Source organism: Citrobacter sp. Cb080, from assembly GCF_030334745.1.
GTDB lineage: Bacteria > Pseudomonadota > Gammaproteobacteria > Enterobacterales > Enterobacteriaceae > Citrobacter > Citrobacter braakii.
On sequence record NZ_JAOWDG010000083.1, the window covers coordinates 205,929 to 221,531 of the forward strand.

The window sequence follows — 15,603 nt, forward strand, 5'->3', positions numbered from 1 at the left end:
ACCAGGCTATGATTAACTAAGGTTTTTCCAGGAGGAACGCATGAATATCATTGCCATCATGGGACCGCATGGCGTCTTTTATAAAGATGAGCCCATCAAGGAACTTGAGCGTGCGCTGCAACAGCAGGGGTTTCAGATTATATGGCCGCAGAATAGCGTCGACCTGCTTAAGTTTATCGAACATAACCCACGAATTTGCGGTGTCATTTTTGACTGGGATGAATACAGTCTGGATCTGTGCAGTGACATCAACCAGCTCAACGAGTATCTCCCGCTCTACGCCTTTATTAATACCCATTCGACGATGGATGTCAGCGCGCACGACCTGCGCATGGCGCTGTGGTTTTTTGAGTATGCGCTGGGCCAGTCTGAAGATATTGCAACCCGCATCCGTCAGTACACCAGCGAATACCTCGATAACATCACGCCTCCTTTCACCAAGGCGCTGTTTACCTATGTGAAGGAAGGAAAGTACACCTTCTGCACACCCGGACATATGGCGGGAACGGCGTATCAGAAAAGCCCGGTAGGCTGCCTGTTCTATGATTTCTTTGGCGGCAATACGCTGAAGGCCGACGTGTCTATTTCCGTGACTGAACTCGGATCGCTGCTGGATCATACCGGCCCGCATCTGGAAGCGGAGGAGTATATCGCGCGCACCTTTGGCGCCGAGCAGAGCTATATGGTGACCAACGGCACCTCGACGTCGAACAAGATTGTCGGCATGTATGCCGCGCCTTCAGGCAGTACGCTACTGATTGATCGCAACTGTCATAAGTCGCTGGCGCATTTGCTCATGATGAGCGATGTGGTGCCAATCTGGCTGAAGCCTACGCGCAATGCGCTGGGGATCCTCGGCGGTATACCTCGTCGGGAATTCACCCGCGCAAGCATTGAACGCAAGGTAGAAGAGACCCCTCAGGCACTATGGCCGGTACACGCGGTGATCACCAATTCCACCTATGACGGCCTGTTGTATAACACCAACTGGATCAAGCAAACCCTGGATGTGCCCTCCATTCATTTTGATTCTGCCTGGGTGCCGTATACCCATTTTCACCCGATCTATCAGGGGAAAAGTGGGATGAGCGGCGAACGGGTGCCAGGGAAAGTGATTTTTGAAACCCAGTCAACCCACAAGATGCTGGCGGCACTATCACAGGCTTCTCTGATCCACATTAAGGGCGACTACGACGAAGAGACGTTCAACGAAGCCTTTATGATGCACACTTCCACTTCCCCGAGCTACCCGATTGTTGCGTCGATAGAAACGGCGGCGGCAATGCTGCGTGGCAATTCAGGCAAGCGGTTGATCAATCGTTCGGTGGAGCGGGCGCTGCATTTCCGTAAAGAAGTGCAGCGGCTACGCGAAGAGTCGGATGGCTGGTTCTTTGATATCTGGCAGCCGGAAAGGGTAGATGAAGCGGAGTGCTGGCCGGTAGCGCCTGATGAAGACTGGCATGGATTTGTTGATGCCGACGCCGACCATATGTTCCTCGACCCGGTGAAGGTCACCATTCTTACGCCGGGAATGGATGAACAGGGAAATATGAGTGAAGAGGGGATCCCTGCGGCGCTGGTGGCGAAATTCCTTGATGAGCGCGGCGTCGTTGTCGAGAAAACGGGACCGTATAATCTGTTGTTCCTTTTCAGTATTGGCATTGATAAAACCCGGGCGATGGGGCTACTGCGCGGCCTGACGGAATTTAAACGCTCGTACGATCTGAATTTACGCGTGAAAAATATGCTGCCGGATCTGTATGCCGAGGATCCCGATTTCTATCGTAATATGCGTATTCAGGATCTGGCGCAGGGGATCCATAAGCTGATCCGCCAGCACGATCTCTCCGGGCTGATGCTGCGGGCATTTGATACCTTACCGGAAATGAAAATGACCCCGCACCAGGCCTGGCAGCGGCAGATCAAAGGTGAGGTCGAAACGGTGGCGCTCGATCAACTGGTGGGGCGCATTTCTGCCAATATGATTCTGCCTTATCCTCCCGGTGTGCCGCTCTTGATGCCCGGGGAAATGATCACGGCCAAAAGTCGGGCTGTACTCGATTTTCTGCTGATGTTGTGTTCAGTGGGCCATCACTATCCTGGATTTGAAACCGATATCCATGGCGCTAAACTGGGTGAAGATGGCGTGTATCGCGTGCGAGTCCTAAAAATGGCATGACGACTTGCGTGAACCCATTACGCACGAGTAACGTGCTGGCAGAAAAACGAAAGAGGCGATGACGCTATGCTGGGATTAAAACAGGTTCACCATATTGCCATTATTGCGACGGACTACGCGGCGAGTAAGGCATTTTACTGTGATGTGCTGGGCTTTACGCTAATCAGCGAAGCCTACCGGGAAGAACGTGACTCGTGGAAGGGGGATCTGGCATTGAACGGTCAGTATGTGATTGAGCTTTTTTCTTTTCCATTTCCGCCTTGCCGTCCGAGCCGACCGGAAGCCTGCGGTTTACGCCATCTGGCGTTCAGTGTAGATGACGTGGAAAAAGCGATCGCGTATCTGGAAGCTCACCACGTGAAGTGCGAATCCGTGCGTATCGATCCGTTTACCGGCAAACGCTTTACGTTTTTTAACGATCCGGACGGATTACCGCTCGAACTGTACGAGCTGTAAGTCTTATCATTGTGGCATTAGTCCGGCAATGTGCCGGGCAATGCCATTGTAAGTAACCATCATGACGACACTCACGCTGAACACTTCACTGCTAAATTCTCAATCGATTCTGGTCGCCTTTAGCGGCGGGCTGGACTCCACCGTGCTGCTGCATCAGCTGGTACTGTGGCGAGCGCAAAATCCTGAGGTTGCCTTGCGCGCAATCCATATTCATCACGGATTAAGCCCGCAGGCAGACAGTTGGGTACAACACTGTGAGTCGGTATGCGCACAGTGGCAGGTGCCGCTGGTGGTTGAACGGGTCCATCTTGAGGATGATGGTCTGGGCATCGAAGCTCAGGCGCGACGCGCGCGCTATCAGGCATTTGCGCAGACCTTACTACCGGGTGAAGTGCTGATGACCGCCCAGCATCTCGACGACCAGTGTGAAACCTTTCTACTGGCGCTTAAGCGCGGCAGTGGTCCTGCCGGGCTTTCCGCCATGGGCGAAAGCTCACCATTTGCCGGAACCCAACTGATTCGACCGCTGCTGGCGCAAACGCGAGAGGCGCTTGAAGCATGGGCGCGACAGCATGAATTATGCTGGATCGAAGATGAAAGTAATCAGGATGATGCCTACGATCGCAATTTTCTCAGATTGCGCGTTACCCCGTTGCTCCAACAACGATGGCCGCACTTCGCGCAAGCCGCAGCCCGTAGCGCCGCGCTGTGCGCCGAGCAGGAGAGTTTACTGGATGAACTGCTGGCCAATGATTTAGCCGACTGCGTGACTGCCCAAGGCACACTGTTACTGGCACCGTTAATGATGATGAGTGGCGTGCGGCGTGCCGCTCTGCTTCGTCGCTGGTTGGCGGGGGTAAATGCACCGATGCCTTCCCGGGACGGGCTGGAACGTATCTGGCAGGAAGTGGCGTTGGCGCGAGAAGATGCTTCCCCCTGTTTTCGTCTGGGAGAATATGAGGTCCGTCGCTATCAGTCACAGCTATGGTGGGTTAAATCGGTCGACGGGCAAAGCGAAACCGTCATCCCGTGGTCATGTCGGGAAACGCCGTTGACGCTGCCAGCCGGGTTAGGCTCGGTGCAGCTAATCTCGGCTGGCGAATTGCGCATGCCGCAAGCAGGTGAAGCCGTCAGTATTCGTTTTAAAGCGCCAGGCGTATTGCATATTGTCGGGCGTAACGGTGGACGTAAATTAAAGAAAATCTGGCAGGAGCAGGGGATCCCGCCCTGGCGACGAGATACCACGCCGTTGTTGTTTTACGGTGAAACGTTGATTGCGGCTGCGGGTGTTTTTGTGACGCGTGAGGGTGCGGCGGTAGATGAAGAAGGTATGAGTCTGATTTGGCATACCTGATGGCGGTGCGATTATCAGGCCTGGTCATTTAGGCCTGATAAGGTGCAAGAAAAGTTAAGATTCGCTGACGACCACGGTACCGATTTGCGGGTGGCTGAAGCTGGCAATTTTATCGAGACGAAGCTCCCGGATTTCACCTGCGACATCTGCGACCAGATACTCCACGTTTTTGCGTGAAACCAGGTCATTCGCTTTCGCCTGCAAAACTTCGCCATCTTTTAGCGCCAGCGTCAGTAACAAATGGTTCTGGCAGGCGAGTTCAAGATTGTCGTAATCATCACAATTGATGGGTTGATACGTTTCATTCATTGACATAATCGCTCACCAGTAAGTTGGCGGCAGCATAGGCCGCTTTTTCCCTGACCGACTCTGGAAGGGCGCTGTCTGCCGCCACTTCATTAAGCACCTTCAATACGCAACCCAGCGCATCCGGGATATACCCTAAGTCTCCGCTGGCGATTTCCGCGTACCGCTTGCGTATTAACTCACAATATTTTTCCACATGCCCTCCTGTCAGCACTCTGACTTAACCGTGGATGCAAGTCTAAGCCTACGAAGATAAACTCTGTTTAGCAAGGTGACTATACCATACTCATTCAAGCAATATCAGCGCCTTGATTGAGGAGCTGTTAGCAGCCTTTTGCCGCGGTTTTCGCTACAATGAGCGCCTGATTCGAAAGGAGTTCTCTCATGGCGCTTAAAGCGACAATTTATAAAGCCGTCGTCAACGTAGCGGATCTCGACCGCAACCAGTTCCTTGACGCGGCCTTGACGCTGGCGCGTCATCCCTCTGAAACCCAGGAGCGCATGATGCTGCGCCTGCTGGCCTGGATTAAATATGCCGATGAACGGCTGCAGTTCACGCGTGGCCTGAGTGCTGAAGACGAGCCTGAAGCATGGCTGCGTAACGATCATCTGGGCATCGATCTCTGGATTGAACTGGGACTGCCGGATGAGCGTCGTATTAAAAAAGCCTGTACCCAGTCTGGTGAGGTTGCTCTGTTTACTTACAACAGCCGTGCGGCCCAGATCTGGTGGCAGCAAAATCAGAACAAGTGTGCGCAGTTTAAAAACCTCACCGTGTGGTATCTGGATGATGAACAACTGGCGCAACTGAGTGATTTTGCTGGTCGTACAATGGCGCTGCAGGCAACTATCCAGGATGGCGCCATCTGGCTGTCTGATTCTCAGAACAATCTGGAAATTCATCTGACCGCGTGGCAGCCGCGTTCATGATTGTTATCTCCCGGAACGTCTCTATCCCTGACAGTGAGCTGGAAATCACGGCGATTCGGGCACAGGGCGCGGGCGGTCAGCACGTTAACAAGACCTCCACGGCTATCCATTTGCGCTTTGACATTCGGGCCTCAGGCCTGCCAGAGTATTACAAGGAACGTCTGCTGGCCGCCAGCCATCATCTGATTAGCAGCGATGGCGTTATTATCATTAAGGCGCAGGAATACCGTAGCCAGGAGCTAAATCGGGAAGCGGCAATCTCCCGACTGGTGGCGGTGATAAAAGAATTAACCGCGGTGCAAAAAAGCCGACAGGCAACACGTCCTACGCGCGCCTCGAAAGAGCGCAGGTTGTCATCGAAGGCGCAAAAATCCACAGTGAAAGCACTGCGTGGGAGAGTTCGTCGAACGCAAGACTGACGAGCGGGAATAAAAAATTATAAGGAATTCATAGTGAAAACAGCAATATTGTCCGTGGTCGCTGCATGCACGCTTTTTTCCTTGATCGGCTGTAACAACCGTACTGAAGTCGATGTACTACAGCCGACGCGGGCGGCAGAATTAAAACCGATGCAGCAAAGCTGGCGTGGCATTTTGCCTTGCGCGGACTGCGAAGGAATTGAAACCTCTCTGTTCCTGGAAAAAGACGGCACATGGGTGATGAACGAACGCTATCAGGGCGTGCGGGATGAACCGTCCTCCTTTGCCTCTTATGGTACATGGGCGCGCACTGCCGATAAGCTGGTGCTGACTGACAGCAAAGGTGAAAAGTCGTACTACCGGGCAAAAGGTGAAGCGCTGGAGATGCTGGATCGTGAAGGTAACCCGATTGAGTCACAGTTCAACTACACGCTTGAGCCAGTTTCCGCGAGCTTACCGGTGACGCCAATGCCGATGCGGGGGATGTACTTCTATATGGCTGACGCGGCAACCTTCACTGATTGTGCGACGGGTAAAAGAGTCTCTGTCGCGAACAATGCACAACTGGAGCGAGATTATCTGACTGCGCGTGGTGCAACGGATAAGGCAGTTCTGCTTACTGTGGAAGGGCACTTCACGATGGAAGAAAATCCTGATACGGGCACGCCAGTGAAAACCTTAAGAGCGGATAAAGAAATTAAGTTTATCCCTGGCCAGAGTTGCAATGATTAATCTGCAGCTTATAAAAACTGTCCGGCGATCGCCGGACAGTTTTTCCTTATCGGATTAATCCAACAAAACGGCTGGTTTTGATATAAATCCCTAACTTCAGGTGGCCGATATACTGTAGCTGCGTTTCAGACTTAAAAGCGGAAATGTCACCTTCGCGCATATGCATCAGGTCGGAAGGGCTAATCCAACCCGGCTGCGCCATTGTTAGCGGATGCCCGGCTGTGGCAAACGCATCGGTTACAAATTCGGAGCAAAACCACGCCTTCTTTTCTCCTTCACTGGTATTGTTCAACTGTGCTTTTGCCAGCCCGCTGACGCATTGCTGGCGAAAATCCTCTGAGAAAGGATTCAATGAACATATTTGCCGGGTCACCATAAACGGAATAAATTCGACGATGCCGCGGTAGTTATAGCCGCTATCTTTGATTTTATAAGCGAATGTTTTGATTTCTTCGGCCTGCTGCGGTGTGAGGTTGGGGACCCGCAGAGCAAAAAGCTTATCGCTGTGATTTTCAGCCTTTTTAAGCGAAATGATTTGTACTCCCGCCCCGGTCGCTTCGGCAACTTCATTATCGCCAAGGTAAACGGCGACATGGCTGACAGAAGAGGTGCTGAACGCGCGAATACCAAATGAGGTCACCCCAAGACTGGAGGAGAACAGCAGGTCGCCCGGCCTGAGGTCGGTATCCGTAATTTCATGCAGCGCTTGATCGGTAAATGAACTTTGATGCTGGAGTTTTACCTCCCATTTCTTTGCCTGGGCATCAACAGCGGTTGCTGATGAATTTTGCTGACTGACGTCAATCGTGCAGGCTGAAAGCAGAAGAACGAAGGGGAGGAGCAGGCGGTAATACGCCGTTGGTTTAGCCATTTTATACAATCCATGTAAAAAAGGCCCTGATCCTCAGGGCCTTGTGCTGGTATTAGCCTTTAATAGCTTTGACCAGGTAGTCGACGATGTCGCCGGTTTTAATCAGCTCTTTCTCGCCGTTACGACGGTATTTGTATTCGATATCGTCGTTGTCGAGGTTACGGTCGCCCAGCACGATGGTATGCGGAATACCGATGAGCTCCATATCAGCAAACATCACGCCTGGACGCTCTTTACGATCGTCCATCAGCACTTCAATACCCTGCGCGCGCAGCTCCGCGTACAGCTTTTCAGCCAGCTCCTGCACACGGTAGGATTTGTGCATGTTCATCGGCAGAATAGCAACCTGGAACGGGGCAATGGCGTCTGGCCATACAATGCCGCGATCGTCGTAGTTCTGTTCAATCGCAGCAGCCACAACGCGAGTGACCCCGATACCGTAGCAGCCCATGGTCAGCGTCTGGTTACGACCATCTTCTCCCTGAACGGCGGCTTTCATCGCTTCAGAGTACTTGGTACCCAACTGGAAGATGTGGCCCACTTCGATACCGCGTTTGATCATCAGCGTACCTTTGCCATCCGGGCTTGGATCGCCGGCGACCACGTTACGAATGTCAGCCACTTCCGGGGTGGCCACGTCACGATCCCAGTTGATACCGAAATAGTGTTTACCATCGATGTTGGCACCGGCAGCAAAATCGCTCATTACCGCAACGGTACGGTCGATAACCACCGGAATCGGCATGTTCACCGGACCCAGAGATCCAGGACCTGCTTTAACCAGCGCACGAATCTCTTCTTCGGTGGCGAAGGTCAGCGGGCTGGCAACCTGCGGCAGTTTTTCCGCCTTGACTTCGTTCAGCTCGTGATCGCCACGAACCAGCAGCGCAACCAGCGGGTAGCTGCTGCCTTCAACCGCTTTCACCAGCAGGGTTTTCACGGTTTTCTCGATAGGCAGGTTGAATTGTTCAACCAGCTCGGCGATGGTTTTAGCGTTCGGCGTATCAACCAGCGTCATTTCCTGCGTTGCAGCGGCGCGCGGTTCTTTCGGTGCAACAGCTTCGGCAAACTCGATGTTTGCCGCATAGTCGGAAGAGTCAGAGAAGATCACATCGTCTTCACCGCTCTGCGCCAGCACCTGGAATTCGTGAGAGGCGCTGCCGCCGATAGAACCGGTATCCGCTTGTACCGCACGGAAATCCAGCCCCATACGGCTGAAGATTTTGCTGTACGCAGCGTACATCGCGTCGTAGGTTTCCTGCAGAGATTCCTGAGAGGTGTGGAAAGAGTAGGCATCTTTCATCAGGAATTCGCGGGAACGCATCACGCCGAAGCGCGGACGTACTTCGTCACGGAATTTGGTCTGGATCTGATAGAAGTTCAGCGGCAGCTGTTTGTAAGAGCTTAGCTCATTACGGATCAGGTCGGTGATCACTTCTTCATGCGTTGGGCCGAGTACGAACGAACGATCGCCACGGTCAGCAATACGCAGCAGTTCCGGGCCGTATTGTTCCCAACGGCCGCTCTCTTCCCACAGTTCAGAAGGCTGAACGACCGGCATCAACACCTCGATCGCACCGGCGTTGTTCATCTCTTCACGCACGATGTTTTCGACTTTTTTCAGGACGCGCACGCCGGTCGGCAGCCAGGTATATAACCCGGAGGCCAGCTTGCGGATCATCCCGGCGCGCAGCATCAGCTGGTGGCTGATGACCTCGGCGTCGGCAGGTGTCTCCTTCAGAGTGGAGAGCAGATATTGGCTAGTACGCATGTTGTTACGGTTCCAGTTGAACGATCGAACAGGCTCAAAATGAGCCTGGCACAAAACAAAAGTGGTTTAGTTTACCAGCGAGAAGGGGATGTCAAAAGAGTACGCGATGCAAATTAGCGGGCTTCCAGAGCAAAGACCTCAAATCCTGACGGCGTCACGCGCCAGCGGACGTTAAAGTCCAGCAACCAGACGGCATAGGTTTTGCCTTCTTCCTCGTTTTTACGGTAGGCAGGACGCGGATCCTGCGCCAGCACTTCGGCAATAAACTGACGAAGATGCGGGTAATGCTGTTCGAGCTTTGGGAGTTGCTCAGCGAGCTCTTCACTGAACGTCACGTCTACACTGGCCTGCGGCGCGTCCTGAGCATAGCTGGCGCGAGCATCAGGCAGCGATTCGGCAAACGGCAGATACGGTTTTATATCCACTACCGGCGTGCCATCAACAAGATCCAGCCCGCCGAGCTCAAGGATTACGTGCTCTTTATGGCAACGGATGCCCCGCAGCTCAACCAACGACATGCCAACAGGGTTCGGACGAAACGTTGAACGCGTGGCAAAGACGCCCATTCTGGCATTGCCGCCAAGACGGGGAGGGCGCACGGTTGGACGCCATCCACCTTCCATTGTCTGGTGAAAAACAAAAATCACCCACAAATGGCTGAAGGCTTCCAGGCCGCGAACGGCATCGGCCTGGTTATAAGGTGCGAGCAAATGCAGTTCACCGTTGGCACTTTTCACCAGACCCGGCTGGCGTGGAACGGCGAACTTTTCTTTATAAGGTGAGCGGATAACGCCTATTTGCTCGAACTGAAAATGGCTCATTTCGCCGAAATGTTCAGTGCAGAACCGATGCAAACCGCCTGGCGATAGCAACCCGGCGTTCCGCTGGTTACTTCGCAACTGTGCAGCAATACCGCATTTGCTTTCATTTTAGATGCGTTAATCTGCATGCGTTTGCGTGCGGTTGGAATGCTCGGCGGAGAATCCTGGTTGGATGCCTGGCAGGATTCGCCGCTGACTTCGCCGAGATCGCGGAACGGTTTGCCAACTAAATCTTCAGCGTTAGTAATGATTCTTACTGGCGCCGCGCGCGGTGCTTTGGGTTTTTCCGGCTCCGCTTTAGGCGGGGTAGCGGTGCTTTGAACGGGTTCAACAGGGGATCTGCTTAACATAGAACAGCCGCTCAGCATGAGTGCTACTAAACAGATCGGTAAAGCACGCATAATATTTCCTCAATGAATGATCTAAACGTCAGATATTGAATCAGGTGCTTGCATAAATGACAAGACGGGCAAGCGCCCGTCCTGATGATATTACAGATTCTGGAAACAGCCTAAAATTACCAGCCCTTAACAGCACCGCCGTTGAAGACTTTGTTTGCTGCTTCGTACACTTCGTCAGACTGGTATGCCTGAACGAATTTCTTCACATTCTCAGCATCTTTATTGTCTTCACGAGTCACGATCAGGTTTACGTACGGAGAATCTTTATCTTCAACAAAGATACCGTCTTTAGCTGGGGTCAGGCCGATCTGGCTGGCGTAGGTCGTGTTGATGACCGCCAGTGCGATTTGCGCATCGTCCAGGGAACGCGGCAGCTGCGGCGCTTCCAGTTCAACCAGCTTCAGGTTTTTCGGGTTTTCAATCACGTCCAGCGCGGTCGGCAGCAGACCAACACCGTCTTTCAGTTTGATTAAGCCCACTTTTTGCAGCAGCAGCAGGGAGCGGCCAAGGTTAGTCGGATCGTTTGGAATCGCGACCTGAGAACCTTCCTGCAACTCATCCAGTGATTTGATTTTTTTAGAGTAGCCCGCAATCGGGTAAACAAAAGTATTACCTGCGGCAACCAGTTTGTAGCCGCGATCTTTGATCTGTTGATCCAGGTACGGTTTGTGCTGGAAGGCGTTAGCATCGATATCGCCTTTGCTCAGTGCTTCGTTAGGCAGGACGTAATCGTTAAACGTGACCAGCTCAACGTCCAGACCGTATTTTTCTTTAGCCACTTTCTGCGCGACTTCTGCGACCTGCTGCTCTGCGCCAACAATAACGCCCACTTTGATGTGGTTAGGATCTTTTTCATCCTGACCGCAACCCACAAGTGCCAGAGAACCGATCAGGGCTCCAACTGCCGCAAAGGTTTTGAATTTGAACGCCATGCTTATTTCCTTTTCTTAATGAGTTTTTAGTGTTGTGTGCAACGTTATTTGTGCGTGACAGCCCGGACGATGCGATCACCGGATAACTGAATTAAATAAACCAGAATGACGAGCAATACCAGCACTGTATTCATGACGGTAGCGTTGTAGCCAATATAACCGTACTGATAACCAATCTGGCCAAGACCACCGGCACCGACGGCACCGCCCATCGCGGAATAACCCACCAGCGTGATAAGGGTGATGGTGGCCGCATTGACCAGTCCAGGCAGTGCTTCTGGTAGTAATACCTTGCGTACAATTTGCAGCGGCGTGGCGCCCATTGCACGGGAGGCTTCAATCAGCCCGGTCGGGATTTCGAGCAGCGCGTTTTCCACCATACGGGCGATAAACGGCGCGGCGCCAACGGTCAGCGGGGCGATAGCGGCCTGCAGCCCAATAGAGGTGCCAACGATCATGCGGGTGAACGGAATCATCCACACCAGCAAGATAATGAATGGGATGGAACGGAAAATATTCACCAGTGCAGAGAGCGTGCGGTAGAGCTTCGCGTTCTCAATGATTTGCCCCGGCCGCGTTACGTACAGCAACACGCCAACCGGCAGGCCAATCACAAAACCAAAAAAACCGGACACAAAGGTCATTGCCAGCGTTTCCCATACGCCGCGAACCAGCAGCCACATCATCGGCTCAGACATAACCCAGTACCTCTACTTTTACATGGTGTTCCTGCAACCAGTTAATGGCTGCTTGTGTATCTTCCTGTGTGCCGTGCATTTCAGTCAGCATGATGCCGAACTTCACGCCGCCGGCGTAATCCATCTGCGCGCTAATAATGTTGTTATTCACGTTAAAGCGACGGGCCGTCTCAGAAAGTAATGGCGCATCAACCGAATGACCGGTGAATTCCATGCGCAGCATTGGCACGCTGTCGGCTTCTGGCTTTGCTTTTAAACGTTCCAGATAATCTTCCGGGATATCCAGGTGTAGCGTGGACTGGATAAATTTCTGTGCCAGCGGCGTTTTCGGGTGGGAGAACACTTCGCTGACGGTGTCCTGCTCAATCAGCTCACCATTACTGATGACCGCCACGCAGTCACAAATACGTTTTACAACGTCCATCTCATGGGTAATCAGCAGAATGGTGAGTCCCAAACGACGGTTAATGTCTTTCAATAATTCCAGAATCGAGCGGGTTGTTGCCGGATCAAGTGCGCTGGTGGCTTCATCACACAGCAACACTTTTGGATTACTGGCCAGCGCACGCGCAATCGCCACTCGCTGTTTTTGTCCGCCGGAAAGGTTGGCCGGGTAGCTGTCGTGCTTGTCGCCAAGGCCGACTAAATCCAGCAGTTCTGTTACACGGCGTTTGATCTCTTCCTTTGGCGTGTTATCCAGTTCCAGCGGCAGCGCGACGTTGCCAAACACGGTACGGGAAGAAAGCAGGTTAAAGTGCTGGAAAATCATGCCGATTTGACGGCGAGCTTTAGTCAGCTCGGATTCAGAAAGCGTCGTCAGCTCCTGACCGCCAACCTGAACACTGCCCTCAGTTGGGCGTTCAAGTAAGTTAACGCAGCGAATGAGCGTACTTTTACCGGCACCGGAGGCGCCAATGACGCCATAAATCTGCCCGGCAGGAACGTGCAGGCTGACTTTATTTAGCGCCTGAATGGTGCGAGTCCCCTGCTGGAACACTTTGGTGATATTCGAAAGTTTAATCATTGGTTATTTATTATCGTAATTAAGTTAGCCGTGGCATTTTCGTCTGTCTGGGACGGTCGAAGCCGTCAACAAGATGGATGTTAAGGCATCCAGACGTCTAAATCAATCTAGCTTTGCACGATGAGCACTTTCTTGCCCGCCGAAACATGCGATACTAGAGCCACATGCCTTATTCAGGAGCTATAAAAGGTGGCAAAATCTGTACCCGCAATTTTTCTCGACCGCGACGGCACAATTAATGTGGACCACGGTTACGTACATGAGATTGACGAGTTCGAGTTTATCGACGGCGTTATTGATGCCATGCGTGAACTTAAAAATATGGGTTACGCGCTCATTATCGTGACAAACCAGTCTGGTATCGCTCGTGGCAAATTTACTGAGGCACAGTTTGAAACGTTGACCGAATGGATGGACTGGTCGCTGGCCGATCGCGACGTTGATTTGGATGGTATCTACTATTGCCCGCATCATCCGCAGGGCACAGTAGAAGAGTATCGTCAGGTCTGCGACTGTCGTAAACCGCATCCTGGAATGTTGATCTCCGCCCGAGACTTCCTGCATATCGATATGGCCGCTTCCTATATGGTAGGCGACAAGATAGAAGATATGCAGGCAGCAGCAGCGGCGAATGTTGGAACGAAGGTTCTGGTGCGCACGGGTAAACCTGTTACGCCGGAAGCAGAAAATGCGGCAGATTTGGTCATAAACAGTCTGGCAGACCTGCCAATGGCGATAAAAAAGCAGCAAAAGTAAGCGCAATGGATAAAAGGTGAGCGGTTGAAACAAAAATGCATTTTTCCGCTTGTCTTCCTGAGTCGACTCCCTATAATGCGCCTCCATCGACACGGCGGATGTGAATCACTTCACACAAACAGCCGGTTCGGTTGAAGAGAAAAACCTGAAAATGAGGGTTGACTCTGAAAGAGGAAAGCGTAATATACGCCACCTCGCGACAGAGCGCTAAAGCGCGTCGCACCTGCTCTTTAACAATTTATCAGACAATCTGTGTGGGCACTCGAAGATACGGATTCTTAACGTCGCAAGACGAAAAATGAATACCAAGTCTCTGAGTGAACACGTAATTCATTACGAAGTTTAATTCACGAGCATCAAACTTAAATTGAAGAGTTTGATCATGGCTCAGATTGAACGCTGGCGGCAGGCCTAACACATGCAAGTCGAACGGTAGCACAGAGGAGCTTGCTCCTTGGGTGACGAGTGGCGGACGGGTGAGTAATGTCTGGGAAACTGCCCGATGGAGGGGGATAACTACTGGAAACGGTAGCTAATACCGCATAACGTCGCAAGACCAAAGAGGGGGACCTTCGGGCCTCTTGCCATCGGATGTGCCCAGATGGGATTAGCTAGTAGGTGGGGTAACGGCTCACCTAGGCGACGATCCCTAGCTGGTCTGAGAGGATGACCAGCCACACTGGAACTGAGACACGGTCCAGACTCCTACGGGAGGCAGCAGTGGGGAATATTGCACAATGGGCGCAAGCCTGATGCAGCCATGCCGCGTGTATGAAGAAGGCCTTCGGGTTGTAAAGTACTTTCAGCGAGGAGGAAGGTGTTGTGGTTAATAACCGCAGCAATTGACGTTACTCGCAGAAGAAGCACCGGCTAACTCCGTGCCAGCAGCCGCGGTAATACGGAGGGTGCAAGCGTTAATCGGAATTACTGGGCGTAAAGCGCACGCAGGCGGTCTGTCAAGTCGGATGTGAAATCCCCGGGCTCAACCTGGGAACTGCATCCGAAACTGGCAGGCTAGAGTCTTGTAGAGGGGGGTAGAATTCCAGGTGTAGCGGTGAAATGCGTAGAGATCTGGAGGAATACCGGTGGCGAAGGCGGCCCCCTGGACAAAGACTGACGCTCAGGTGCGAAAGCGTGGGGAGCAAACAGGATTAGATACCCTGGTAGTCCACGCCGTAAACGATGTCGACTTGGAGGTTGTGCCCTTGAGGCGTGGCTTCCGGAGCTAACGCGTTAAGTCGACCGCCTGGGGAGTACGGCCGCAAGGTTAAAACTCAAATGAATTGACGGGGGCCCGCACAAGCGGTGGAGCATGTGGTTTAATTCGATGCAACGCGAAGAACCTTACCTACTCTTGACATCCAGAGAAGTTTGCAGAGATGCGAACGTGCCTTCGGGAACTCTGAGACAGGTGCTGCATGGCTGTCGTCAGCTCGTGTTGTGAAATGTTGGGTTAAGTCCCGCAACGAGCGCAACCCTTATCCTTTGTTGCCAGCGATTCGGTCGGGAACTCAAAGGAGACTGCCAGTGATAAACTGGAGGAAGGTGGGGATGACGTCAAGTCATCATGGCCCTTACGAGTAGGGCTACACACGTGCTACAATGGCATATACAAAGAGAAGCGACCTCGCGAGAGCAAGCGGACCTCATAAAGTATGTCGTAGTCCGGATTGGAGTCTGCAACTCGACTCCATGAAGTCGGAATCGCTAGTAATCGTGGATCAGAATGCCACGGTGAATACGTTCCCGGGCCTTGTACACACCGCCCGTCACACCATGGGAGTGGGTTGCAAAAGAAGTAGGTAGCTTAACCTTCGGGAGGGCGCTTACCACTTTGTGATTCATGACTGGGGTGAAGTCGTAACAAGGTAACCGTAGGGGAACCTGCGGTTGGATCACCTCCTTACCTTAAAGAAACGTTCTTTGTAGTGCTCACACAGATTGTCTGATGAA

The 15,603-nt window shown here is 52.5% G+C and carries 16 protein-coding genes and 1 rRNA gene; 8 read left to right on the forward strand and 9 right to left on the reverse strand.

Annotation, left to right across the window (positions count from 1 at the left end):
- Positions 1–40 precede the first annotated feature (40 nt).
- The 3 genes from ldcC to tilS all read left to right on the forward strand — a co-directional run bounded on the left by ldcC (position 41) and on the right by tilS (position 3,989).
- On the forward strand, positions 41–2,179 hold the full coding sequence (gene ldcC, locus OGV38_RS23100) for a lysine decarboxylase LdcC (RefSeq protein WP_016155732.1): 2,139 nt from the start codon (positions 41–43) through the stop codon (positions 2,177–2,179).
- 66 nt (positions 2,180–2,245) lie between these two features.
- Positions 2,246–2,635, forward strand: a complete 390-nt coding sequence (locus OGV38_RS23105) for a VOC family protein (RefSeq protein ID WP_016155733.1) — start codon at positions 2,246–2,248, stop codon at positions 2,633–2,635.
- Between the two features lie 61 nt (positions 2,636–2,696).
- Positions 2,697–3,989 (forward strand): tRNA lysidine(34) synthetase TilS, encoded by a 1,293-nt coding sequence (gene tilS / locus OGV38_RS23110; RefSeq protein ID WP_115190977.1) that lies wholly within the window; start codon positions 2,697–2,699, stop codon positions 3,987–3,989.
- Positions 3,990–4,043: 54 nt separating this feature from the next.
- On the opposite strand, the gene rof is transcribed toward tilS, so the two are convergent.
- Together rof and OGV38_RS23120 are read right to left on the reverse strand one after the other, a co-directional pair.
- Positions 4,044–4,304 carry a Rho-binding antiterminator gene (gene rof / locus OGV38_RS23115; RefSeq protein ID WP_016151773.1) on the reverse strand — a complete coding sequence of 87 codons (261 nt, stop codon included), beginning with the start codon at positions 4,302–4,304 and terminating at the stop codon, positions 4,044–4,046.
- Complete coding sequence (locus tag OGV38_RS23120; RefSeq protein WP_003018499.1) at positions 4,291–4,491, reverse strand: YaeP family protein; 201 nt, start codon at positions 4,489–4,491, stop codon at positions 4,291–4,293. The genes rof and OGV38_RS23120 overlap by 14 nt, the downstream gene beginning before the upstream one ends.
- A 188-nt stretch (positions 4,492–4,679) precedes the next feature.
- Here OGV38_RS23120 and OGV38_RS23125 point away from each other — a divergent pair, with 188 nt between their 5' ends.
- The 3 genes from OGV38_RS23125 to nlpE are packed head-to-tail and all read left to right on the forward strand — an operon-like array spanning position 4,680 to position 6,376.
- Complete coding sequence (locus tag OGV38_RS23125) at positions 4,680–5,225, forward strand: YaeQ family protein (protein ID WP_046275338.1); 546 nt, start codon at positions 4,680–4,682, stop codon at positions 5,223–5,225.
- Complete coding sequence (arfB, locus tag OGV38_RS23130) at positions 5,222–5,644, forward strand: alternative ribosome rescue aminoacyl-tRNA hydrolase ArfB (protein WP_016151775.1); 423 nt, start codon at positions 5,222–5,224, stop codon at positions 5,642–5,644. The genes OGV38_RS23125 and arfB overlap by 4 nt, the downstream gene beginning before the upstream one ends.
- A 30-nt stretch (positions 5,645–5,674) precedes the next feature.
- Positions 5,675–6,376 carry an envelope stress response activation lipoprotein NlpE gene (nlpE, locus tag OGV38_RS23135; protein WP_269519421.1) on the forward strand — a complete coding sequence of 234 codons (702 nt, stop codon included), beginning with the start codon at positions 5,675–5,677 and terminating at the stop codon, positions 6,374–6,376.
- Between the two features lie 46 nt (positions 6,377–6,422).
- Here the strand turns inward: nlpE and OGV38_RS23140 are convergent, their stop codons facing one another.
- The 7 genes from OGV38_RS23140 to metN all read right to left on the reverse strand — a co-directional run bounded on the left by OGV38_RS23140 (position 6,423) and on the right by metN (position 12,894).
- Positions 6,423–7,247 (reverse strand): YaeF family permuted papain-like enzyme, encoded by an 825-nt coding sequence (locus tag OGV38_RS23140; RefSeq protein WP_103928923.1) that lies wholly within the window; start codon positions 7,245–7,247, stop codon positions 6,423–6,425.
- 52 nt (positions 7,248–7,299) lie between these two features.
- On the reverse strand, positions 7,300–9,018 hold the full coding sequence (gene proS, locus OGV38_RS23145) for a proline--tRNA ligase (protein ID WP_016151778.1): 1,719 nt from the start codon (positions 9,016–9,018) through the stop codon (positions 7,300–7,302).
- Positions 9,019–9,131: 113 nt separating this feature from the next.
- Positions 9,132–9,839: a tRNA (N6-threonylcarbamoyladenosine(37)-N6)-methyltransferase TrmO gene (gene tsaA / locus OGV38_RS23150; RefSeq protein ID WP_269519416.1), complete on the reverse strand. Its 708-nt coding sequence runs from the start codon at positions 9,837–9,839 to the stop codon at positions 9,132–9,134.
- Entirely contained in the window at positions 9,836–10,240 is a 405-nt protein-coding gene (rcsF, locus tag OGV38_RS23155) for an envelope stress sensor lipoprotein RcsF (RefSeq protein WP_016151780.1), read from the reverse strand. Before rcsF ends, tsaA begins: the two co-directional genes overlap by 4 nt.
- 116 nt (positions 10,241–10,356) lie before the next feature.
- The gene (metQ, locus tag OGV38_RS23160) at positions 10,357–11,172 is read right to left on the reverse strand and encodes a methionine ABC transporter substrate-binding lipoprotein MetQ (RefSeq protein WP_006686809.1); all 816 of its coding nucleotides are present in this window, start codon (positions 11,170–11,172) and stop codon (positions 10,357–10,359) included.
- A 44-nt stretch (positions 11,173–11,216) separates the two neighbouring features.
- Positions 11,217–11,870 carry a methionine ABC transporter permease MetI gene (locus OGV38_RS23165; protein WP_286475154.1) on the reverse strand — a complete coding sequence of 218 codons (654 nt, stop codon included), beginning with the start codon at positions 11,868–11,870 and terminating at the stop codon, positions 11,217–11,219.
- Positions 11,863–12,894 (reverse strand): methionine ABC transporter ATP-binding protein MetN, encoded by a 1,032-nt coding sequence (gene metN / locus OGV38_RS23170; protein WP_016151782.1) that lies wholly within the window; start codon positions 12,892–12,894, stop codon positions 11,863–11,865. Before metN ends, OGV38_RS23165 begins: the two co-directional genes overlap by 8 nt.
- A gap of 189 nt (positions 12,895–13,083) precedes the next feature.
- Between metN and gmhB the strand changes: the two genes are divergently transcribed.
- On the forward strand, positions 13,084–13,650 hold the full coding sequence (gene gmhB, locus OGV38_RS23175; protein WP_016151783.1) for a D-glycero-beta-D-manno-heptose 1,7-bisphosphate 7-phosphatase: 567 nt from the start codon (positions 13,084–13,086) through the stop codon (positions 13,648–13,650).
- Positions 13,651–14,014: 364 nt separating this feature from the next.
- Positions 14,015–15,556, forward strand: a 16S ribosomal RNA gene (locus OGV38_RS23180).
- Positions 15,557–15,603 lie beyond the last annotated feature (47 nt).